General features: G+C 68.2%; 23 protein-coding genes and 1 pseudogene. 17 read left to right on the top strand and 7 right to left on the bottom strand.

Features of this window, described 5'->3' with window-relative positions; all coding sequences use genetic code 11:
* Positions 1-1208 (bottom strand): annotated as a pseudogene (locus CU254_RS29015) (MFS transporter).
* 173 nt (positions 1209-1381) lie between these two features.
* Here CU254_RS29015 and CU254_RS29005 point away from each other — a divergent pair.
* Positions 1382-1738 (top strand): helix-turn-helix domain-containing protein, encoded by a 357-nt coding sequence (locus CU254_RS29005; RefSeq protein WP_009081803.1) that lies wholly within the window; start codon positions 1382-1384, stop codon positions 1736-1738.
* On the opposite strand, the gene CU254_RS29000 is transcribed toward CU254_RS29005, so the two are convergent.
* Positions 1708-2646, bottom strand: a complete 939-nt coding sequence (locus CU254_RS29000) for a hypothetical protein (RefSeq protein WP_009081801.1) — start codon at positions 2644-2646, stop codon at positions 1708-1710. The genes CU254_RS29005 and CU254_RS29000 overlap by 31 nt on opposite strands.
* Positions 2643-2981, bottom strand: coding sequence for a PadR family transcriptional regulator (locus tag CU254_RS28995; protein WP_009081800.1), 339 nt, complete (start codon positions 2979-2981; stop codon positions 2643-2645). Before CU254_RS28995 ends, CU254_RS29000 begins: the two co-directional genes overlap by 4 nt.
* A gap of 96 nt (positions 2982-3077) precedes the next feature.
* Between CU254_RS28995 and CU254_RS28990 the strand changes: the two genes are divergently transcribed.
* The 5 genes from CU254_RS28990 (at position 3078) to CU254_RS28970 (ending at position 7310) form a co-directional block, all read left to right on the top strand.
* The gene (locus CU254_RS28990; RefSeq protein WP_009081799.1) at positions 3078-3794 is read left to right on the top strand and encodes a TetR/AcrR family transcriptional regulator C-terminal domain-containing protein; all 717 of its coding nucleotides are present in this window, start codon (positions 3078-3080) and stop codon (positions 3792-3794) included.
* Positions 3795-4031: 237 nt separating this feature from the next.
* A complete protein-coding gene (locus CU254_RS28985) occupies positions 4032-4934 on the top strand; it encodes an NADP-dependent oxidoreductase (protein WP_009081797.1) in 903 nt (300 codons plus the stop codon).
* Between the two features lie 24 nt (positions 4935-4958).
* Positions 4959-6437: an MFS transporter gene (locus CU254_RS28980; protein ID WP_009081795.1), complete on the top strand. Its 1479-nt coding sequence runs from the start codon at positions 4959-4961 to the stop codon at positions 6435-6437.
* Between the two features lie 53 nt (positions 6438-6490).
* The gene (locus CU254_RS28975; protein WP_009081793.1) at positions 6491-6826 is read left to right on the top strand and encodes a hypothetical protein; all 336 of its coding nucleotides are present in this window, start codon (positions 6491-6493) and stop codon (positions 6824-6826) included.
* A 31-nt stretch (positions 6827-6857) separates the two neighbouring features.
* A complete protein-coding gene (locus CU254_RS28970; protein ID WP_009081792.1) occupies positions 6858-7310 on the top strand; it encodes a hypothetical protein in 453 nt (150 codons plus the stop codon).
* Between the two features lie 152 nt (positions 7311-7462).
* On the opposite strand, the gene CU254_RS28965 is transcribed toward CU254_RS28970, so the two are convergent.
* The 3 genes from CU254_RS28965 to CU254_RS44390 form a co-directional block, all read right to left on the bottom strand.
* Complete coding sequence (locus CU254_RS28965; RefSeq protein WP_050788305.1) at positions 7463-7930, bottom strand: SRPBCC family protein; 468 nt, start codon at positions 7928-7930, stop codon at positions 7463-7465.
* A 141-nt stretch (positions 7931-8071) separates the two neighbouring features.
* A complete protein-coding gene (locus CU254_RS28960; RefSeq protein ID WP_050788304.1) occupies positions 8072-8827 on the bottom strand; it encodes a LysR substrate-binding domain-containing protein in 756 nt (251 codons plus the stop codon).
* Between the two features lie 62 nt (positions 8828-8889).
* Entirely contained in the window at positions 8890-8988 is a 99-nt protein-coding gene (locus CU254_RS44390) for a DUF6130 family protein (protein WP_234392760.1), read from the bottom strand.
* Between CU254_RS44390 and CU254_RS43305 the strand changes: the two genes are divergently transcribed.
* From CU254_RS43305 to CU254_RS28920, 9 genes are all read left to right on the top strand, one after another.
* Positions 8978-9436: a hypothetical protein gene (locus CU254_RS43305; protein ID WP_234392759.1), complete on the top strand. Its 459-nt coding sequence runs from the start codon at positions 8978-8980 to the stop codon at positions 9434-9436. The two genes, CU254_RS44390 and CU254_RS43305, sit on opposite strands and share 11 nt — an antisense overlap.
* Positions 9437-9636: 200 nt before the next feature.
* Positions 9637-10368: a glycoside hydrolase family 75 protein gene (locus tag CU254_RS28955; RefSeq protein WP_037715164.1), complete on the top strand. Its 732-nt coding sequence runs from the start codon at positions 9637-9639 to the stop codon at positions 10366-10368.
* A 760-nt stretch (positions 10369-11128) separates the two neighbouring features.
* On the top strand, positions 11129-13000 hold the full coding sequence (dnaK, locus tag CU254_RS28950; protein ID WP_009081783.1) for a molecular chaperone DnaK: 1872 nt from the start codon (positions 11129-11131) through the stop codon (positions 12998-13000).
* Between the two features lie 5 nt (positions 13001-13005).
* The gene (locus CU254_RS28945; protein ID WP_009081781.1) at positions 13006-13494 is read left to right on the top strand and encodes a nucleotide exchange factor GrpE; all 489 of its coding nucleotides are present in this window, start codon (positions 13006-13008) and stop codon (positions 13492-13494) included.
* Positions 13494-14444, top strand: coding sequence for a DnaJ C-terminal domain-containing protein (locus CU254_RS28940; RefSeq protein WP_009081780.1), 951 nt, complete (start codon positions 13494-13496; stop codon positions 14442-14444). The genes CU254_RS28945 and CU254_RS28940 overlap by 1 nt, the downstream gene beginning before the upstream one ends.
* A complete protein-coding gene (locus CU254_RS28935) occupies positions 14441-14752 on the top strand; it encodes a chaperone modulator CbpM (RefSeq protein WP_009081778.1) in 312 nt (103 codons plus the stop codon). Before CU254_RS28940 ends, CU254_RS28935 begins: the two co-directional genes overlap by 4 nt.
* A 2-nt stretch (positions 14753-14754) precedes the next feature.
* On the top strand, positions 14755-17379 hold the full coding sequence (gene clpB, locus CU254_RS28930; protein ID WP_009081776.1) for an ATP-dependent chaperone ClpB: 2625 nt from the start codon (positions 14755-14757) through the stop codon (positions 17377-17379).
* Positions 17380-17407: 28 nt separating this feature from the next.
* Positions 17408-18586 carry a CdaR family transcriptional regulator gene (locus CU254_RS28925; RefSeq protein WP_009081774.1) on the top strand — a complete coding sequence of 393 codons (1179 nt, stop codon included), beginning with the start codon at positions 17408-17410 and terminating at the stop codon, positions 18584-18586.
* A gap of 2 nt (positions 18587-18588) precedes the next feature.
* Complete coding sequence (locus CU254_RS28920; protein WP_009081773.1) at positions 18589-18921, top strand: hypothetical protein; 333 nt, start codon at positions 18589-18591, stop codon at positions 18919-18921.
* Between the two features lie 136 nt (positions 18922-19057).
* On the opposite strand, the gene CU254_RS28915 is transcribed toward CU254_RS28920, so the two are convergent.
* Positions 19058-19927: a class II glutamine amidotransferase gene (locus tag CU254_RS28915; RefSeq protein WP_009081772.1), complete on the bottom strand. Its 870-nt coding sequence runs from the start codon at positions 19925-19927 to the stop codon at positions 19058-19060.
* Between the two features lie 154 nt (positions 19928-20081).
* Between CU254_RS28915 and CU254_RS43805 the strand changes: the two genes are divergently transcribed.
* Positions 20082-20354 (top strand): YrhK family protein, encoded by a 273-nt coding sequence (locus tag CU254_RS43805; protein ID WP_037715161.1) that lies wholly within the window; start codon positions 20082-20084, stop codon positions 20352-20354.
* A gap of 112 nt (positions 20355-20466) precedes the next feature.
* Entirely contained in the window at positions 20467-21036 is a 570-nt protein-coding gene (locus CU254_RS28905; protein ID WP_199786013.1) for a DUF3558 domain-containing protein, read from the top strand.
* Positions 21037-21101 lie beyond the last annotated feature (65 nt).

Raw genomic sequence — 21101 nt, 5'->3', positions numbered from 1 at the left:
TCAGCGGATCGCGGCGAGGAGCGTGACTGCTCCCGCCGCGATCAACGCGGCGGCGAATCCGGAGCCGCCGCCGAAATTGGCGACCGTGCTGAACACCGCGACCCCGCCGCCCGCGCCGATGGCGAAACCCACTTCTTGCGTCGCCCCGGCCGCTCCGGCGTGCTCAGCGGTCGCGGCCTCGAACAGCGCAGTGGTCGCCAAGGTGCCGATCGCGCCGTAGCCGAATCCGACCAGGGCGACCGGAAACACCTTGTGGCTCAACGGAATCGCGGCCAAGCCGACAGCTTGAATCACTAGCGCGACGGACGTGGAGGTCCGGCTGCGGAGCCAGTTCAAACTGAAGGGCGCGACCAATCCGCCGACCGCGGTAGCTACGGCTTGCGGAGCGAGCGCGAAACCCGCTTCGAGCGGTGTACGTCCTTGCGCGTGCTGCAGTTCGAGGCTGACGAGGTAAAGACAGGCCGCCGCCGTCGCCGCGGAGACGACGATCCGCGCGAATGCCGACGCGAATCCCGGGCGCAGAAACAACCGGATGTGCAACAGCGGTTCCCGAAGCCGAAGTTGCCTGCGCACGAACACAATTCCGGCCAGCACACCCGCCGCAACACCCACCACCCCGCGCAACGGCGAGACGGTGACTTCCTGCAGCCCGTACACAATCCCGCCGATCGCCGCCACCGACCACAGCAGACTCGGCACCTCCCACCCGGCAGTCGCTTGCCCGCGCGATTCGGGAAGCAACCACCCCGTCAACGCGAGTGTGAGCACTGCGAGCGGCACCAATGCGAGGAAAACCCAGCGCCAGCCCGGCCCTTCCGTCAGCAATCCGCCGACGACCGGCCCGAGCGCGTTGCCCGCGCCCAGCACGGTGACCCACATGCCGTTGGCGAACGCGAGATCGCGCCCGGAAAACAACGAGCCGATCGTGCCCCGACCCCGGCCAGAATCAACGCGCTGGCGACTCCGAGCAACCCTCGGCACACGATCAGCAACGCCGCGTTGGTGGCGGCCGCAGCCACCGCGTTCAGCACCGCCAACGCGCTCACGCCAAGCAGCAGCACGCGTTTCCGCCCGTACCGGTCGCCGGCCCGGGCCGCCCCGACCATCGCGACCGCCAGCGCTAACGGGTACCCATCGACGATCCACGCCCGGGCTGAGTCCGACACCCGCAGTTCGTCCGCGAGCCGCGGCAGCGCCGTGGTGACCATGCCGAGGGCGAGACTTCCGCCCAGCACGCCAGCCAGCAACGGGAGCAACACGAGCCCGCGTCGCGGCTCCACCCGGGTCAACGCCATGCGAAGATCCTGTCCGGACACCTCCGCGGTCGACAAGTACGGACTGCCTCGTCCAGTACTGACCGAATGGATAGTGAGGAGGCCGGATGCGCCCGCAAACGGAGAAGGCCGTCCGAGCGTGGCGAACGACCTGCGCCGCCGAGATCACGACGATGGTGCTGGGCGGCGCGTGGAAGCCAAGCATCCCGCACGCGCTGGCCGAACACGGCGTGCTGCGCTTCGGCGAACTCTCGCGCCTGTTGTCAGATCTCACGGACCGAGTGCTGACCCGCCAGCTCCGCGAACTGGAATCCGACGGCCTGCTGCGCCGCGTGGTCTATCCGCAGGTGCCGCCGAAAGTGGAATACAGCCTGACGGAACTGGGCGAGAACGCGCAGGAGGTGCTGAACGCCATGGCGGCGTGGGGCCGTTCCTACGCTGAGGAGCACGATCCCGGCCGCTGATCCGTTCGGTCCGGTTGAGGACGCCGGTCGAACCGGTGCAGCAGAACGGCGAATCCCCCCATGACCACTGCCGGGATGGCATAGAAAACGACGGGCAGGACGGGGTAGACATCAAGGCGTCCGAGCACTCGTGCGGCCACTGGTACGACAATGAGCGGCGCGAGAAGGATCAACGCCGCACGGCGCCCGCTTCGCGTGCGAAGACGGCAGGCGGCGAAGACGCCCACTACGAGCACTGCGAGTTGCACCAGTTGGGCGAGGGGCAGATGTACGCCCCGAGTGGTCGTCGTCAGCGCAAGCAGCACCACGACTGTACCGGCCACAATGGACAGTCGCAGTCGGCCCAGCAAAGCCAACCCGCGGCGTGGTCCCGGCGACGCGGTCATCGAGAGCGCCGCGAAAACGCTGAGCAACACCCAGCCCGCGGACACGTCGACCGACCAATGCCGGACGGGATCGAGAACCGTGACGGTGAGCAAGGCACCGGTGGCCACCCAGGCGAGGACCACCGAGGCCCGGCGCATGCCGCACACCCCGAGCACGACGGCGGCCAGCCAGGCCGACCACACCGGAACGTCCGCGAGCGCGCCCAGCCACATCCGCAGCACCCAACCGTCCAGCCGGGCCACGCTTCGGATCTCGCGCACGGTGGAAGCGGCTCCAGCCAGGAGGAGCACTGGTGCCAGCAGGCTGACGATCGCGAGGGTGTCGCGGCGCCCGCTCAACGTGTGCCGCCAGTGGACTTGGACGGCACCCCAGATGAGGTCGACGGTTCCCGCGACCCCTGGCGTGCTTCGATTTCCGGCGTCGTCGAGCAGTACTCCCAGCATTTCTTCGCCGTGCGCGGCTCGGTGCGCGCGCGGGTACAACGCCAGCAGCCGCCGGTAGCGTCTTTCCAGCTTGGTCACGCCAGTCCTCCCGCGCTGCGGAGCTGAAGCCGTCGTTCGGCCGCGGTCGTGTGGCGTTGCCGCCGCTGGACTTCCGCGGTCAGCCGCGCGGCTCCCGCTTCGGTCAGGCGGTAGTAGCGGCGCAGCCTGCTGTCCACGACTTCCTCGCGATCCACTTCCACCCAGCCCTCCGCGTGCAGCCGGTCCAGCGCGGCGTACAACGTGCCGGCTCGCAGGGTGACCTGGCCGTCGGAGATCGTCTCGACATCGCGCAGCACGCCGTAGCCGTGCTGAGGCTGGGCAGCGAGCGCGGTGAGGACCAGGAAGGTCGGCTCGCGCAAAGGACCGTCGTTCATGGCAGGAGCATATACCGACTATCAGTATATAGCGACCATCGGCTAGCAGGGACGAACGGCGTTCGGCAAGCGAACGCTCCGAGATAAGGTGCACCCGTGGATCCCAAGGAGCGGCGCGCGGCCCGGCACCAGCCGCCGAAACCCGGAACCGGCCCGAAACCCCGGCGGCGCACGGTGCCGATCACCGTCGAGCAGGTCGTCGACGCCGCGCTGGAGATCATCGCCGCCGAGGGGTACGAGGCGTTGTCCATGCGCCGCGTGGCCGACGCGCTGAACACCGGTCCCGCCTCGCTTTACGCGCACGTCGTCAACAAGACCGACCTCGACGAGCTGCTCATCGCGCGGCTGTGCGCGAAAATCGTCCTGCCGGAGCCGGACGCGGCGAACTGGCGCTCGCAGATCCGCGACGTGTGCGGCCAGCTGCGCGACCTGTACCTGGCCTACCCCGGGATCTCCGGCGCCGCGTTCGCGGTGGCGCCCACCGACCTCGACACCGCGCGGCTCAACGAGGGGATGCTGGCGATCCTGCTGAACGGCGGCGTCCCGGCGCAGGCCGCGGCGTGGGGCGTCGATTCCCTGCTGCTCTACGTGGCCGCCTACTGCCTCGAGGCGTCGATCGTGCGGCGGCGGGTGGAGGAGAAGGACGCCGTGTGGGTCGTCGGACGGGACGAGATGCAGCGTCGTCTCGCGGCCTTGCCCGCGGAGGAATTTCCTTGCACCGCTCGCCATGCCGTCGAGTTGACTGCTGGCGAGGGGCATGACCGGTTCGACTTCACGCTCGACGTGATGATCGACGGTCTGGCGCGTCGCTAGGCGATCCGCCGTCCGGGGCCGTCGGCGTCCCGACGCAGGTCAGGCACCTGTTTGACCTGTTGAAAAGCAAGTCCAGCACACCTGGTCGCGGTCTCGTGCGCGTTGACAAGAACACTGTTCGTTGATAGAACGGTGTTCGTAACGGTAGGGGCGGCCGTATGCGAACCCGTGCGCAGGCCGCGATTGCCCGTGCCTGCCTCTTTGATCCTCGGCGTCTGGCCGAGAAGGGAGCACCTCGTGAAATCGGTCCGGTTCAGCGTCTTCGGCGGCCCGGAAGTCCTCGAACTCGTGGACGTCCCGGATCCGCACCCGGGCCCCGGCGAGGTTCGGATTTCCGTGCGAGCCGCGGGAGTCAACGCGAGCGACTGGAAGAAACGCCAGGGCCTGATGGATCAGGAACTGCCGCAGACCATGGGGCACGAGGCGGCGGGCGTCGTGGACGAAATCGGCGAGGGCGTCACGGAGGTGGAGATCGGCGACCGGGTGTTCGGATTCGCTGCTTCCGGTGGTGCGCAAGCGGAATTGGCCGTGCTGTTCTGCTACACGCCCATCCCGCCGTCGCTTGGTTTTGCCGAGGCTGCCGCACTGCCCGCGGCTGCGGAGACGGCAGCGCGTGTACTTGATCAGCTCGGCGTGGCGAGCGGCACGACGCTGCTCGTCAATGGTGCTTCCGGCAGCGTCGGCAGTGCCGCGGTTCAGCTTGCCGCGGCCCGGGACGCGCGGGTGATCGGCACGGGAAGCCCTGCCACGCATGACTTTCTGCGCTCGCTCGGGGCGGCACCCGTCGCCTACGGACCTGGTATGCCAGACCGGGTCCGCGCGCTCGCGCCCGACGGCGTCGACCTGGCGCTGGACGTCGCCGGAAGCGGGGTGCTGCCGGAATTGATCCAGCTCGCGGGCGGTCCGGAACACGTCGTCACCATCGCCGATTTCGCCGGTGCCGAGCAGTACGGCGTGCGCTTCAGCCGCGGCGACGGCGGCCACGCGCTATACGTGATATCTCAACTCGGCGAGCTGGTCGAAGCCGGAAAGTTCACCCTGCCCGTCGGGCTGACGTTCCCGCTGTCCGACGTCGCGGAAGCGCACCGGGTCGGCGAATCGGGCCGCGTGCGCGGAAAGCTCGTCCTTCTGCCCGGTTGACGGGCCCTCCCTCGAGAGAACCTCATGAACTCTGACCTCGCGCCGACCGGGATAGCCCAGTCGGCTCCTCGAAGCGTGCGCCACCAGCATCGCTGGCTCACGCTCGTCGTGCTGAGCCTCGCCCAGCTGATGGACGTCCTCGACTCCACGATCGTCAACATCGCCCTGCCGAGCGCGCAGCACGACCTCGGTTTCCCCGCCGATTACCGGCAATGGGTGCTGACCGGCTACGCGCTCGCGTTCGGCAGTCTCCTGCTCCTCGGCGGCCGGCTCTCTGACCACTTTGGACGAAAGCGGCTGTTCCTCGTCGGCGTCGGCGGGTTCGCGCTCGCTTCCGCGGTCGGTGGCGCCGCCGGGAATTTCGCGACCCTGCTGGCCGCGCGAATCGGCCAAGGCGCGTTCGCCGCGATGCTCGCGCCTGCCGCATTGTCCTTGCTGTCGCTCACTTTCGCCGACGACGCCAAGGAACGCGGCCGCGCCTTCGGCATCTTCGGCGCGATCTCCGGCGCGGGCGGGGCGGTGGGATTGCTGCTCGGCGGCGTCCTGACCCAGGGCTTGTCGTGGCGGTGGTGCCTCTACGTCAACCTGATCATCGCGGCGATCGCGTTCGTCGGCGGCCTGGTGCTTCTCCACGACGAAGAGCGGCCGCAGCGAGTCCGGCTCGACGTCGCGGGCGCGGTCGTCGTGGTGCTCGGCTTGATCGGGCTCGTCTTCGGCCTCGGCACTGCGGAAAGGAATGGTTGGCCCGACCTCCGGACTCTCGGGCCCGCACTCGCGGGTCTCGCGCTGATCGCCGCCTTCGTGGCCATCGAACGCCGCACCGCCCATCCACTGCTGCCGCTGCGAGTAGTCCTCGACCGGGTCCGCGGAGCCGCGTACCTGACCCTGGGCATCACCGGGACCGGGATGTTCGCGGTATTCCTGTTCCTCACGTTCTATCTCGCGAATACGCTGGGGTTCAGCCCGGTGCAGACCGGCGTGGCGTTCCTGCCGATGATCGGCCTGGTCATGGCGGGAGCGGTGTTCTCCGGCGCGGTGCTCCTGCCGCGCTGGGGGCCGCGGCCGATCGTCTCGCTGGGCTGCCTCCTCGCCGCGGCGGGCATGGCTCTCCTCACCGGAATCGGCGCGGATTCGAGTTATGCGGCGAACATCCTGCCCGCGCTTCTCGTTACCGGAGTGGGATTCGGCTTCATTTTCGGCCCAGTGCAGAACGCCGCGACCAGCTGTGTCCGGCCGCATGACGCCGGGGTGGCGTCCGCGCTGGTGACGACGGCCCAGCAGATCGGCGGCTCCATCGGAACCGCGGTGTTCAGCTCGCTCGCAACGTCCGCGACCGCCGGATACCTGGCCGCGCACCCCGGGGCTCCCGTCGAGGCGACCTTCGCCGGATACCACCTGGTGTTCTGGACCGCGGCGGCGGTATTCCTTGGTGGTGCGGTAGTAGCCGCGCTGCTGTTCCGCGGCGGTCGCTTGCCCGTCGATCCGGCCGCGCAGCACCACTAGCTTGCGCAGCGCGCGCGTTCTATCGTGGGAGGTTCGAAACCTGGGGAGGGATCATGATTCGTCGGATTATTGCTGTGCTCGGCGTGCTGGGACTGGCCGGAATCGCGACGGCGGCGCCTGCTTCGGCCACCTCGCAGCTGACTCTCGATCCGAACTCGGGCGCGCCGGGCGATCCGGTGACGATGAGCTGGGTGTGCAGCAAGGACGACGGCCCCGTGCGTCAGCTGTGGTCGAACGTGCTGACCGGGTTCCCGACGAACCCGCCCGGCTACGGCGGCACCGTGCAGGCGAACGTGCGGCCGGACGTGACTCCGGCGGGGAACGGCAATTACTGGGTGGCGCTGGACTGCCAGCATTCCTCTTCGATTTTGCCGTTCACGGTCCGCTGAGCCGGGTGGGCCGCCGCGTAGACTGAACTGCGTGACCGGCCAGCGGCTCCTTTCGTTCCTGCGCGAACTGCAGGCGACCACCTCGTGGACGGTGGTCGCCGACGACACCTCGGTGAGATGGCAACTCAGCGGGTTGACGTGGCAGGCCACGGTGCTGGTCGATCCGCGGCGCTGGCTCGGAGTGGAGTTCGCGGCCCGCGACCCGGCGACCGGCAAACTCGTCACGTACGACATCGACACCGATCTGTACGACATCTCGCAGGAGAGCCAGCGCGAGTTCGCCGAGGAGATCGAACGCGACATCATCGAGTTTCTCGGCAACCTGCGGAAGGGCGCGATGCTGCGCGGCCCGAACGGTGCGCTCGTCTTCCCGCTCGACGGTGCATGGGTCCGCGTCGTCCGGGGGCGGTTTTGGACGACCGCGTCCACGTACGCAGAGGACGCCGAGGCTCGGGCGGGCGGCGAATATGTTGTGGTGCGGTGACGGAGTTACTGCTATCTCGCTGGCTTTCCGGTGAGCGGGCCGTTCGGCCCGATCTCCGACGATAGCGGCGGACGATTCTCGCGCCGCAAAGACGACCGCGGCTGTTATGCGGCGGCGCCCTCAATGTGCGCCTTCAGCAGTTCCAGTCCGGGCTAGATGCGGGCCGGGTCCTCGACCGGGTGCGGGCCGGGAGGTTCGGCGGGCGGGACCAGCCGCTCGAACAGGCGGCAGAACAAGGTTGTCCCGTCGCCGAGGTCGAAGGTGGTGAAGGTGGCGATCGCGTGCATCGACGGTGCCGGGGTCCCGTCGTCGAGGACGTCTCGGCCGACCACCGTCCAGAGTTTGCCGGGGACTCGCGCCACCACGGTGTACAGCTTCGGCTTTTCGTTCAGGTCCGGCACAATGGTTTCGAGCAGCTCGTCGCCCATTTCCGCGGGGACGTCCGGCGTGCCGCGGCGCACTTCGGTTCCGGACGCCATCGGCAGCCATTTCGGCAGGTTCGACCACGTGGTCGCCCAGTCGTAGACCTGCTGCGCCGGCCGGTCGACCACGATGCGGTTTTCGACGAAACGGATGTTCAGGTTGTCCGGAATCTGCGGAACGTAGAGTGCGGTCGTCACGTTTTCTCTCCCTTTCCGAACGGTCTGGGGAAATGCGGTCCGCGCCGAAACTGGGAAATGTGCGGCCGGAGGAACGCATTTCCACGACACTCACGCTAGAAGCCATGGTCGATGCCCGTCCAATGCTGCCTTGGTGTTCGGCTATGTCGGTTGGGCATAGCCGGTGCTCGCCGCCCGGATCTCGGCCGCCACCTCGTCCAGTTTTCGCGTCATGAGCAGCATCGTCGGGGTGAGCTGCCTGCCCGCGGGCAGCGTGACGCCGACCGATTCCACGATGCCCAGGTCGACCGGCAGCGCGGTCAGCTCCGGTTCGGTCTCCGCGACCAGCTGCGGCATCACGACCAGGGTGTCGGTTTCCAGCGCGATGGCGCGGACGGCGAGGAACGAACCGGACTCGATGCGGTTGGCCGGGGTCGGGAGGCCGCGGCGCAGGAGGTGTTCTTCCAGGTGCCGCCGCTGCGGGTTGTCGGCGGGCGGCAGCGACCAGAGTTCGCCGATCAGGTCGGCGAGCGTGAGTCCCGGCCGCCGGTGCGCGGGATGCCGGCGGCGCGCCACCACGCGCGCGGGCTCGTAGTAGAGGTGGTGCTGGCGCAGCCGGTCGTTGTTCGCCGGTTCGAGGGTCCCGACGACGAGGTCGACGTCGCCCGCGAGCAGCGCCTCGTACAGCGCTTCCGGGCCGCCGTGCCGGATGACGACGGTCAGGTCGGGGGCCGCGGCCTTCACTCGCGCGACCGCACGGGGCAGCAGCACGCTCGCCCCGGCGAGGAAGGTGCCGATCGTGACGGTGCCGGCGTGTCCGTCGACCAGCTCTTCCAGATGCCGCCCGGCTTGGCGGAGTTCGGCGAGCACCGCGCGGGCGTGATCGACGAAGACCTCGCCGAACAGTGTCGCCGTCATCCCGCGCGGGCGGTCATCGGGAACGCTCGGCTGGTCGCATGCGCTCGATTCTGCCGGTCCGCTCAGCGGTGGCCGCCGGATGGCACGACGAAGCTGACGGTTTTGCTGGCGAGGACCTGGTGCGTGGGATCGGCCAGTCCGATCCACAGCTTGTGCGGCAATTACCTCAACGGCTACTACATCTCGTTCGGCGCGTTCTACAACGACTTCACGGTCTCGAATGCGCAGGCGTTCGGGACCGCGGACGCCATTGTGTCCACAGAGGACGATCTGGCCGCCTTCGAACGCGCGCTGTTGAGCGGAAAACCCCTGCCGCCGCAGCAGGCCGAGCTGAAAACGATGGTGCCGGTCGACGGCCTGCGGACCGGCGTGGAATCACAGCGGCCGCGTGCTGGGATCTTTTACCCTGTGGCTGACCAGCGACGACGGCAGCAAACAGGTCCTGGTGGCGGCCAATGTGAACCATCTAGCCGGGGCCGCGACCATAGGGCAAACCACGCTGGGGAACGCGGCGCTCAAGGCTTACTGCGCGTCCTGAGCCGCGGCGGCCAGCCAGTTCTTCTCGCGACGAAGGACATCCTGCCTGATCTGACCGGTTTGCCCGAGTAAGCTCGGCGCTGGGAACGGCCGCCTGTTCCGATCAACGGCACCTGTCCCGCGTGGATTCCCAGGACCGGGCGGTCGTCGCGGATTTTCTGCACAGCACCTGGTGACAGCGGCCGGTCACGGATGGTTCACTATGTTAGGAAGTTTTCCTAATGAAGGCTGGAGGTCGCCCGGTCATGTCATCCTCCCGTAGGCGTTTCGCTGTGGTCGGCGCCGCTCTGGCGCTCGCCGTGCCGCTCGCGGTCAACTCCGCGCACGCGGAAACCGCCGACGCCACCGCCAAGTCCTATACGGCCGCGCAGGTGCTGGCCGGCGTCAAGAAGAACAGCACGGACGCGAACAAGGTCAATTCCAAACCGCACATCAACACCATGACGCGGGCCAAGGACGTCAACGTCTACCAGGTGGCGAAGGGCGTCTACGCCTACGGTTCCGGCCTGGCCGTGGACACCGACGGCAGCGACCCGGACCCCGATCCCGACCACCAGGGCACCACCACTTTCAAGGACAGCAACGGAAAATCGCTCGGCGCGCACCACGTGCCGTTCTACGTACTCGGCGACGACTGTTACGACAAGAAGAGCCCGTGCCCGCATTTCTTCTACAAGGAACACGGGATCAAGGGCCGCCAGTTCGCGCTGATGTTCTACAAGAGCAAGGTCATCGGGGCGATCTTCGGCGACACGCAGACGGCGAACGACCAGGACACGTCGGACAACGACTCGCGCGAATTGGGCGAGGCGTCGGTGAAGGCGGCGTCGCTGCTGGGAATCAACAGCAGCGGCACTGACGGCGGCGTCGACAACGGCGTGACAGTCGTGATCTTCTCCGGTTCGGATTGGGTCGTGAACGGGACCAACTCGACCCTGAACGCCACGGCGCAGGGCATGGTCAACAAGGCGCTGGACAGCCTCGGGGCCAGCATGGGCATCTAGACCCGGCAACGAATGCGGTCACCGCTGTGGTTGGCGGTGGCCGCATTCGTCGTGTCTGGGGTTCGGGTGCGTGCGATAGCCTCGTCGGGGCGGTGCTCCTTCATGGTCGGGCCCGCGCAGCTTTGACTACTGGCGAGGGAACGGTGCACGGCGAGATCAGGCGCAGCAGGGTCATCAACGTGTTCGCCGCCTTCGTCGTGGTGGCTCTTGCGTCCGGCGTCCCGGCGGCGTACGACGTCGGCGGACTGCCTCCGCTCGCAGTGTCCCTGCCGCTGGCCGCGGTGCTGTTGGAAATGATCCGCCGGGGTGGTTTGCGGCCCCGCATCGCTTGGGACGACCGCGGCGTGTGCGGCTGTGCTCCAGCGCGGCAGTCAACCGGCGCTCGTCCGCACCGGCTCGCGAACCGTAGCGCTGGGAAGGCTTCGACAGTAGCCGAACATCGTCGAACTCCCACCGGACGCTGCTGTTCTCCAACCCGCCCTCGATCCGGTTGTCGCGTTCCCGGATCGCTCTGGCTTAAGTCAGCAAGCTTGGCCTGAGTGGTTCAGCAAAATGCTCGCTGGCGGCGGCGAAGCTAGCCGATTGTGCCGCTCAACAATATTCTTTGGCGCCGCCCACAATCGTCCGGCGAATGCGCAGGAAAAGCCGAACGCGAAGATCATTTCGCCTTGACCCTCCTGCCCGGTTCCCGTACACCAGACCTCGAACTCGTCCGGTCTCGAGGATTTCGGACGGGAAAAACCGGGAAAGGAACGGCGTCGTGGCGAAAGCGGTGGGCATCGACCTGGGGACGACCAACTCGGTGATCGCGGTGCTGGAGGGCGGCCAGCCCGCGGTGATCGCCAATGCGGACGGCGCGCGGACGACCCCGTCGGTGGTCGCGTACACCGATTCGGGAGAGCGGCTCGTCGGGCAGCTCGCGCGGCGGCAGGCGATCATGAATCCGAAGGGCACGATCTCGTCGGCGAAGCGGTTCATCGGCCGCCGCTACGACGAGGTGGCCAGCGAGATCGACGCGGTGTCCTACGACGTCGTGCCGGGGCCGGACGACGCGGTGCGGTTCGACGTGCACGGCAAGAAATACGCGCCGGAGGAGGTTTCGGCGCTGGTGCTGCGCAAGCTGGTGGACGACGCGTCGAAGTTCCTGGGGGAGAAGGTGACCGAGGCGGTCATCACGGTCCCGGCGTACTTCAACGACGCGCAGCGCCAGGCGACGAAGGACGCGGGCCGCATCGCGGGGCTGGAGGTGCTGCGGATCATCAACGAGCCGACCGCGGCGGCGCTGGCGTACGGGCTGGACAAGAAGCAGCACGAGACCGTCCTGGTGTTCGACCTCGGCGGCGGCACGTTCGACGTGAGCGTGCTGGACATCGGCGACGGCGTAGTGGAAGTGCGCTCCACCGCCGGCGACACGCATCTGGGCGGCGACGACTTCGACCGCCGGGTGGTCGACCACCTGGCAGGAGAATTCGAAAAAGAGAACGGCATCGACCTGCGCGCGGATCCGCAAGCGCTGCAACGGTTGTTCGAGGCCGCGTCGAAAGCGAAGGAAGAGCTGTCCTCGGTCACGCAGACCACGATCAACCTGCCGTTCATCACCGCGGACGCCTCGGGCCCGAAGCATCTCAACACGACGTTGATGCGCTCCACGTTCGACCAGATCACCTCGGACCTCGTCGAGCGCTGCAAGGTGCCGGTCGAGCGGGCGCTGGCCGACGCGAAGCTCACCGCGAACGACATCGACGAGGTCATCCTGGTCGGCGGGTCGACGCGCATTCCGGCCGTGCAGGCGCTGGTGCGGCGGATGACCGGCGGCAAGGACCCGAACATGACGGTCAACCCGGACGAGGTCGTCGCCCTCGGCGCGGCGATCCAGGCGGCCATCATCAAGGGCGAGGCCAAGGACGTCCTGCTGCTGGACGTCACGCCGCTGTCGCTCGGCATCGAGACGATGGGCGGCGTGATGACGAAGGTCATCGACCGCAACACCACGATTCCGGCTAGGCGCAAGGAAACCTTCTCCACGGCCGAGGACAATCAGTCCGCTGTGGACATCGTCGTCCTGCAGGGCGAGCGCGAGAAGACGGCGGACAACCGGGTGCTCGGCCGGTTCCGGCTCGAGAACATCCCGCCCGCCCCGCGCGGCGTGCCGCAGATCGAGGTCACCTACGACATCGACGCCAACGGCATCCTCAACGTCTCGGCCAAGGACACCAATTCCGGCCGGGAACAGACCATCACTATCTCCGAAAGCTCCAATTTGGACTCCGCGGACGTCGACCGGATGGTCGCCGACGCCGAGGCGCACCGGGCCGAGGACGCCAAACTGCGCGAGATCGTCGACGCCCGCAACACGCTCGACAGCGCGGTCTACCAGGTGGAGAAAAGCGTCGCGGAACTCGGCGACGCGGTGCCGCTCAACGAGAAAGCCCGCGCGGAGAACCTTGCCGTGGATGCCCGGGACCTCCTCAAACAGGACGAGCCGAGCCTGGAGAAGCTGCGGTCGCTGACGTCGGAACTCCAGCAGTTGTTCCACGGCCTGGCCGCGGTCGCGTCCACCGCGGGCGACGCGCATTTCCCGGGAAACGACGACGGTGACGACGTCGTCGACGCCGAATTCACCACCTCCTGACCGCCATGGAGAACCAGCAGGAAGCCGCCGAACCGGAAGACACCACCGACGTCGCCTGGCTTCAGACGAGAGTCGCCGAGCTGGAGAACAACTGGCGCACGGCGATGGCCGACCTGGACAACCTCCGCAAGCGCACCGTGCGCGACACCCTGCGGGTGCGGCAGCAGGAACGCAAGCGGGCCGCCAAAGAACTGCTGACCGTGCTGGACAATCTCGACCTGGCGATCGGGCACGCCGAGGCGGACCCGATAACCATCGTCGCCGGTGTCGAAGCGGTGCGCGCGCAGGCGGACCTGGCGATGGCTGACCTCGGCTTCCCCCGGTACTCGGACGACCAGGGGATGCCGTTCGATCCGCAGCTGCACGAGGCGGTGTCGGTCGTTCCGGCAGTGGGCGTCGAGCCGGGCACGGTGGTCCAGGTCGTGCGCCCCGGTTACGGCGACGCCGAGAACCAGCTGCGGCCCGCGGCGGTCGTGGTCGCGAAGGCGGATTGATGAGCGACAGCGAGGACTTCTACGAACTGCTCGGCGTCTCCCGGACGGCGAGCCAGGAAGAGATCCAGAAGGCGTACCGGAAACTCGCCCGCAAGTACCACCCGGACGTGAACAAGGACCCGGGCGCGGAGGACAAGTTCAAGGCCGTTTCCGAGGCGTACGACGTGCTTTCCGAACCGGAGAAGCGCAAGCGCTACGACGCGTTCGGCAAGGACTTCCGCCAGGTTCCGCCGGACCTGGACCCGGAGACCTACGCTCGCGCCAAGGCAGGCGGCGGATTCTCCGGCTTCCAGAACGCCGAGGGAGTCGACTTCGAGGACCTCTTCGGCGGCATGTTCGGCGGCGGCTTCCAAAGCGGTTTTCAGGGCGGCTTCCAAGGCGGGTTCGGCCGGCAGCGCGGCCCGATCCCCGGCGCCGATCAAGAGGCCGGAATCGAGATCACCCTGACCGAGGCGTACCAGGGCGGACGGCGTTCGTTCACCCTCGATGGCCCGGAGGGCTCCCGCACGGTCGACGTCAACATCCCGGCCGGAGTGAGCAACGGCAAACGCATCCGCCTGGCCGGGCAGGGCGGTTACGGCAGCGGCGAAGGCGCACCGCGCGGCGACCTGTACCTGGTGGTGCATCTGTTTCACGACAAGCGCTACCAAGTAGAAGGACGCGACGTGACCGTCGATCTCCCTTTGCTGCCTTCGGAAGCAGCACTGGGCGCGACCGTCGCCATGGATCTCCCCGGCGGCGGCGAAGCGAAGCTGAAGATCGCGCCGGGCACGTCCAGCGGACGCAAGCTGCGGTTGCGCGGGCGCGGCATTCCGAACACGCGGGGCAATCCCGGCGATCTGTACGCGGCGGTCAAGATCGTCGTCCCGAAGGACCTGACCGCCGAGCAGCGCAAGCTCTACGAGGAACTGGCCGCGGCCACCACCGACAACCCGAGGAGGCCGGGATGACCTACGCGCTCGTGCGCCGCAGCCCCGGCGCGGCGCATCTGGACCTGCCGACGTTCGCGCACGCGACCGGCCTGCACCCGGAGCTGGTCCGCCGGTTCACCGTGCTGGGCCTGCTGGAACCGGTCGAGGACGCGCGCGGCGAATGGTGGTATCCGGTGGCGCAGGTGTCCGCGGCGGCCCGGATCCAGCGGCTGCGCGCCGGGCTCTCGCTGAACTACGCCGCGGTGGGCTTGGTCGCCGACCTGCTCGACCGCATCGCGGACCTCGAAGCGGACCTCCGTACCCGATCCCGACGCAGCGGAGACTGACCATGGATCCCAACCGGCTCACCCGGAAATCCCAGGAAGCACTGCACGACGCGCAGACTGCCGCGCTGCGGTACGGCCAGCCGGAGGTCGACGGCGAACACCTGCTGCTCGCGCTGCTCGACCAGTCCGACGGGCTCGCGTCGCGGCTGCTCGAAGAGGCGGGGGCGGATCCGGCTCGTCTCGAACAAGAGCTGGAAGCGGCACTCTCCCGCCGTCCCAAGGTGAGCGGCCCCGGCGTCACGCCCGGCGAAACCCGCGTGACGGCGCGGCTGGCTCGGGTGCTCGACGCGGCCGATCGCGAAGCGGGACGGCTCAAGGACGATTACGTGTCCGTCGAACATCTGCTCGCGGCGTTGCTGGAGGAGGGCAGTTCGAGCGCGGCCGGACGGCTGCTGCGCGGCGCGGGCCTGACCCGGGACAAGTTCCTGGAGGTGCTGCGGAAGGTAAGGGGGAACCAGCGGGTGACGTCGGCGACGCCGGAATCGGCCTATGAGGCCTTGGAAAAGTACGGTCGCGATCTCGTCGCCGACGCGGCGGCGGGCAAGCTGGACCCAGTGATCGGACGCGACGCGGAGATCCGGCGGGTGATCCAGATCCTGTCGCGCAAGACGAAGAACAATCCGGTGCTCACCGGCGATCCGGGCGTGGGCAAGACCGCGATCGTCGAGGGGCTCGCGCAGCGGATCGACCGCGGTGACGTGCCGGAAGGACTCAAGGGCAAGACGGTGTTCTCGCTCGATCTCGGTGCGCTGGTCGCGGGCGCGAAGTACCGGGGCGAGTTCGAGGAGCGGCTGAAGGCCGTGCTCAACGAGGTGACCGCCGCCGAGGGCCGGATCCTGTTGTTCGTCGACGAACTGCACACCGTCGTGGGCGCGGGTGCCACTGAGGGTGCGATGGACGCGGGCAACATGCTCAAACCCATGCTCGCGCGCGGCGAACTGCATCTGATCGGCGCGACGACCGCGGATGAGTACCGCAAATACATCGAGAAAGACGCCGCCCTCGAACGACGGTTTCAGCCGGTGCTGGTGGACGAGCCGTCGGTCGAGGACGCGATCTCCATCATGCGTGGGCTGCGCGAGCGGCTCGAAGTGTTTCACGGCGTGAAAATCCAGGACAGCGCGCTGGTCGCCGCGGTCGTGCTGAGCCACCGCTACATTTCGGACCGGTTCCTGCCGGACAAGGCGATCGACCTGGTGGACGAGGCGTGCGCGATGCTGCGCACGGAGATCGACTCGATGCCCGCCGAACTGGACGAGCTGAGCCGACGGCTGACCCGCACCGAGATCGAGGAAGCCGCGCTGGCGAAGGAAACCGACGCGGCGAGCAAGGCACGGCTCGAGGAATTGCGTCGCGAGCTGGTGGATCTGCGCGCCGAGGCGGGCGGGATGCGGACGCAGTGGGAGGCCGAACGGTCCGCGCTGCACAAGGTTCAGGCGTTGCGCGAGGAGATCGAGCAGGTCAGCCGGGACGCCGACGCCGCCGAGCGGGCCTACGACCTGAACAAGGCCGCCGAATTGCGGCACGGCAAGCTCCCCGAGCTGGAGCGTCGCCTGGTGGGCGAGGAAGAACTGCTGGCCACACGGCAGGCGGGCACCCGGTTGCTGCGCGAGGTCGTGACCGAGGAGGAGATCGCGGCGGTCGTGTCGCGGTGGACCGGCATTCCGGTCAGCCGGTTGCAGGAGGGCGAGCGGGAGAAGCTGCTGCGCCTGGACGAACTGCTGCACGAGCGCGTGATCGGGCAGGACGAGGCGGTGCAACTGGTCGCGGACGCGATCATCCGGGCGCGGTCGCGGATCAAGGACCCGCGCCGTCCGATCGGGTCGTTCCTGTTCCTGGGCCCGACCGGCGTCGGCAAGACCGAGCTGGCGAAGGCGCTGGCCGCGGATCTGTTCGACACCGAGGACAACATCGTCCGGATCGACATGAGCGAGTACCAGGAGCGGCACACGGTGTCACGGCTGGTCGGCGCGCCGCCCGGGTATGTCGGCTACGACGAGGGCGGCCAGCTCACCGAGGCGGTGCGGCGCAAGCCGTATTCGGTGGTGCTGTTCGATGAGATCGAGAAGGCGCACGCGGACGTCTTCAACACGCTGCTGCAGGTGCTGGACGACGGGCGGCTGACCGACGCGCAGGGCCGCACGGTCGATTTCCGCAACACCGTAATCATCATGACCTCCAACATCGGCGCGCATTTCCTGCTCGACGGCGTGAACGCCGAGGGCGAGATCACCGAGTCCGCGCGCGACGAGGTGATGGCGGCGCTGCGCGGACATTTCCGGCCGGAGTTCCTCAACCGGATCGACGACATCGTGCTGTTCAAACCGTTGACGCTGCCGGAAATCGAGCGGGTTGTCGAGCTGATGCTGGGCGACCTGCGCAAGCGGCTCGCCGAGCAGAACATGACCCTGGAGGTGTCCGACAAGGCGCTGCGGTTCATCGCGGAACAGGGATTCGACCCGGTGTACGGGGCCCGGCCGCTGCGCCGGTTCCTCGCCCGCGAGGTCGAGACCCGGATCGGGCGCGCGCTGCTCGGCGGGGACGCGCACGACAACACGGTCGTCGACGTCGGCCTCGACGACGGCGTGCTCACCGTGACCTGCCGGGACCGCGAGGCAGCGGCATGATCCGCGGCGCGGCCTCGCGGGCGGGCCGATGACTGCTGGCGGGCTCGCCGAGTGGGTCCAGCCGCGCCTGCCGCGACTGATCGACGACATCTGCACGGCGGCGTGCGAGCGGATCGACCTCTACCGGGACGAAAAGATCGTCCCGCGCGCGGACCTGCACCGCTCGATCGCGGTCAACGTGCGGTTCCTGGTCGACGCGCTCGGCGGGGTCGAAGACCCGGATCAGGGTGCGCCGCAGGAGACCGGCAGCCGGCGCGCGCACCAGGGCGCGCCGCTGCCGGAAGTGCTGCAGGTGTACCGGATCGGCTGCGCGATGCTGTGGGAGCTGCTGGCCGCCCACGCCCGCGAGACCGGTGCCGCGGACGCGCTGATCGATGTCGCCAGCCTGCTCTGGCAGGTCACCGACGAGCACGCGGTGCGCGTGACCGAGGCGTACCGGACGGCGAGTGCGGAACTTCTCGTCGCCCAGCAACGCCGTCGCTCCGCGCTGGTCGAGGCGTTGTTCACCGGCCAGCGCCTCTCCGGAGCCGGACCGTGGGAAGCCGGACGGCTGCTCGGCCTTGCGCCGGAAGGGAAACTCGCCGTCGTCGCGGCCGAGACGCGCGGGCTCGCCGAGGAGAGCCTGCCTGGCATCGAACGGCGGCTCGGGCAGCTCGGCATGGTGTCGGCGTGGCAGCTCACTCCGGTCTTGCAGGCCGGGCTGGTTTCGTTGCCGGAAGAGCAATACGGCGCCCTGCTGAGCGTGCTCACCGAGGTCGCGTTGACCCGCACCGGAGTCAGTCCGCTGTACCCGTCGCTGTCCGACACCCCGCGTGCGTTGCACCTGGCGCGGACCGCGCTGGCCAGTGCCTCGCCGGAACGCGCCGAAGTCCGCGCATTCGACCCCAGCCCGCTGGCCGCCCTCGTCGCCTATGACCCCGACGAAGGACGACGGCTCGGCGACCAGGTCTTCGGCCCGGTCCTGGATTTGCCCGCCGACGAACGCGACCTGCTGCTGGAGACTCTCGAGGCCTACTTCGCCGAGGGCGGTTCCTCCGAACGCGCCGGCCAGACCTTGCACTGCCACGCCAACACCGTCCGCTACCGGCTCCGGCGGATCCGGGAACTCACCAACCGGTCGCTGACCGACCCCCGGGACCTGGCCGAGCTGGTCACCGCGATGCAAGCGCTGCGCATCGACACTTCCGCCCACTCTCCAAGGGATTGACCATGAACCAGATCACCGCGAAAACCCTCGGCACCCCGAACGGCGGCCTCTTCGACAACCCGTGGCCGCCGGATTTCCCGGCCGCCGGACAGCGGGTCGCGATCTTCGCCTACGAGGTGACCCGGGTCGACGGCACCGGCCAGGACGACATCCGCACCTATCACGTCGGTCCGGTCGAAACCGCCGCGAAAGGCCCGATCTCGAGCCGTGACGAGCCGCAGGGCATCACGGTGGCGTGGCGCGGGTGCGGCACCGGAACGGTCACGTCGATGTCGGCGCCGCTGGACCGCGAACGCACCTGCGAGGTCGTCCCGGACGAGGCGGACCTGCTATGACCACTCCGCCGGTCCGCCTGGACACCACCTTCGGACGGGACCTGGGCACTCCGCGCTCGCGGTAGGAACGCCTGCTGGCGGACGAGCCCCAGTTCGTCGTGCACGGGCACGTCGTCGAGCACGCCTTCGCGGCAAGTCACTGACCTTGCTGGGACGCCGCAGCATGGGTACCGAGGTCATCGAGGGTCAACGGATGCCGCGGTGCCTGGTCGAGCACGATCCGGCGCGTCGCGGTCAGATCCGCGCCGACGTGCAGCAGCTCGCCAGGCCGGAGGTTCTGCCAGCCAGGATCTTCGTCCATGCGCTCGCTGGCGACAACGACGGCCCGGTGGCGGCTGAGTTCGCCGGACCGAGCCCGGATCCGGCCCGCGGCGCTCGCGTGTTCGAGGTGCCGATCGCCGTGCGGGCCGCCGGGGCAGCGCTGCAGGACGTAGAGGTCGTGGGTGTCGGGGTAGCGCAACGCCCAGAGCTCGTCCGGCGTGGTGAGGATGAGGTTGATCGCGTAAACCGGCAGATTCAGGGCGGCCCACCGCGCGGCGGCGGCGATTCCCGCGCTCACGTCGCCGTGATGCTCGTCGATTTCCTTCGTGACCAGGGCGAAGAACCGTTCGGAATCGGTGTCGCCTTGGACGAGGTCCCGATACTCGCCAAGCCGGTCTTCCAGGCGGGACAAATCGCCGATGACGCCGTTGTGGGCGAACAACCGGCCGTGCTGGAGGAAAGGATGCGTGTTGGCCGGGTCGAGTCCGCCGGTCGAGGCGTAACGGATGTGGGCGAGGAAGGTCGTCGATTCGCATTCCTTGGCCTCGCAGGCGAACTGTTTGTCCGCATACGCCGCCAATGGCTGTTTCCACACCTGCGGCGCGCCGTGCTCGTCGAAGACGCCGAGCCCGGTCCCGTCCGGTTCGCGCCGGCTCTGGGCCGCGAGGCTGTCAGGTGCTTCGAGCAGCCAAAACGTGGCGGGCACGCGCTGCGGGGCAGCGGACAGACCAAACAGACGGCACATGCCGCCCCCTTTCCCGACGCGGTTCAGATCCCTGGTTACCCGGGGGAATCGGCCTGAACCCTCGCGAAGACGTGGCCTTGCCGACGGTCTGCTCGCGGCTCAGACGGGTAGCCGCAGGGGAGTGCCCCTGTTGTCGCGTGCCGGGAGGAGCGACGTGAACGTCAAGTCTTTCGTCCGGGAGTTCCCCACGATCCATCTCGTCGTCGGCGTGCTCGGCAACGTGATCTTCTTCGTGGGGAGCGTGTTGTTCCTTTCGGCCTCGACTGAATTGCTCGCGATCTGGCTGTTCATCATCGGTTCCCTCGGGATGATGCTGGGCGCGATCGGACAGGCGGTCTATATTCACGAGCGGCACCGGCTGAATGGTGCGCCGGGGGAACATCCGACACGAGCCGGTCACTCGCCGGACGCAACGGGCGGTCGGTGAAGGTGCGGCGTGCGGCACCAGGGAGGAAAGTCCCCTGCGGATGGAATATCTTCATGGGGTGTCTGTGATTTTCTCTCGATTTCGTGTTGCGCCGGCCGTTATCGCAGGCGTGGTGGCTGTCGCGGTCAGCGGATGCTCCGAACTGACGCAGGGGACGGCGATCCCGCTGCCGTCCAGCGCTGTTCAGGACGGTTCGCCCTCGCCGGGGAACGAGAACGTGGAAGCCCCGAAGGTTCCCGCGCCAGTCAACGTGGACAAGTTCCTCGCGGATCCGTGCAGCATGCTGACGCCGGCGCAGCTGTCCGCGTTGCAGCTGAGCCAGCCCGGGGCTGACAAGACGTCCAGCTCCGTCGGTTGCGGGTGGCGGTTCAGCGACGGGTACACGGCCGTCAGCGCGACGTTTCTGACCACGGTGAAGAACGGCCTGACGAACGCCTACCGGCAAAACGCGTCCGGCTACTACAAAGACGGCTACTTCGAGCCGACTGTCGTAAGCGGTTTTCCAGCCGTGCTGGCCAACACCGCGGATCGCCGCAGCCAAGGGCAGGCGACCATGCTGGTCGGCGTGTCGGAGCACACCGAGATGCTGGTGCTGATCCAAGGCACGCCCGGCAGCAACGCCACGACTGCGGCCACGAACGTGACCAAAGCTGTCCTGTCGACCATGCAAGGCGGACAGTGAGACGGCCTGCTCCGTGGCGGTCAGGTGCGATGGAACGTTTATGCCAAGGCGATTCAGCTACCTGG

It is taken from the genome of Amycolatopsis sp. AA4 (assembly GCF_002796545.1).
Taxonomy (GTDB): domain Bacteria; phylum Actinomycetota; class Actinomycetes; order Mycobacteriales; family Pseudonocardiaceae; genus Amycolatopsis.
This window is presented reverse-complemented; position numbering and strand designations above follow the sequence as displayed.

Bases quoted from the DNA above. Each gene is read 5' to 3' on its own strand.
- CU254_RS28980 (WP_009081795.1), top strand. From the start codon at position 4,959: ATGAACTCTGACCTCGCGCCGACCGGGATAGCCCAGTCGGCTCCTCGA.
- CU254_RS28935 (WP_009081778.1), top strand. From the start codon at position 14,441: ATGACCTACGCGCTCGTGCGCCGCAGCCCCGGCGCGGCGCATCTGGAC.
- CU254_RS28945 (WP_009081781.1), top strand. From the start codon at position 13,006: ATGGAGAACCAGCAGGAAGCCGCCGAACCGGAAGACACCACCGACGTC.
- CU254_RS28940 (WP_009081780.1), top strand. From the start codon at position 13,494: ATGAGCGACAGCGAGGACTTCTACGAACTGCTCGGCGTCTCCCGGACG.
- CU254_RS28925 (WP_009081774.1), top strand. From the start codon at position 17,408: ATGACTGCTGGCGGGCTCGCCGAGTGGGTCCAGCCGCGCCTGCCGCGA.
- CU254_RS29005 (WP_009081803.1), top strand. From the start codon at position 1,382: ATGCGCCCGCAAACGGAGAAGGCCGTCCGAGCGTGGCGAACGACCTGC.
- CU254_RS28995 (WP_009081800.1), bottom strand. From the start codon at position 2,981: ATGAACGACGGTCCTTTGCGCGAGCCGACCTTCCTGGTCCTCACCGCG.
- clpB (WP_009081776.1), top strand. From the start codon at position 14,755: ATGGATCCCAACCGGCTCACCCGGAAATCCCAGGAAGCACTGCACGAC.
- CU254_RS28915 (WP_009081772.1), bottom strand. From the start codon at position 19,927: ATGTGCCGTCTGTTTGGTCTGTCCGCTGCCCCGCAGCGCGTGCCCGCC.
- CU254_RS28960 (WP_050788304.1), bottom strand. From the start codon at position 8,827: ATGACGGCGACACTGTTCGGCGAGGTCTTCGTCGATCACGCCCGCGCG.
- CU254_RS28975 (WP_009081793.1), top strand. From the start codon at position 6,491: ATGATTCGTCGGATTATTGCTGTGCTCGGCGTGCTGGGACTGGCCGGA.
- CU254_RS28920 (WP_009081773.1), top strand. From the start codon at position 18,589: ATGAACCAGATCACCGCGAAAACCCTCGGCACCCCGAACGGCGGCCTC.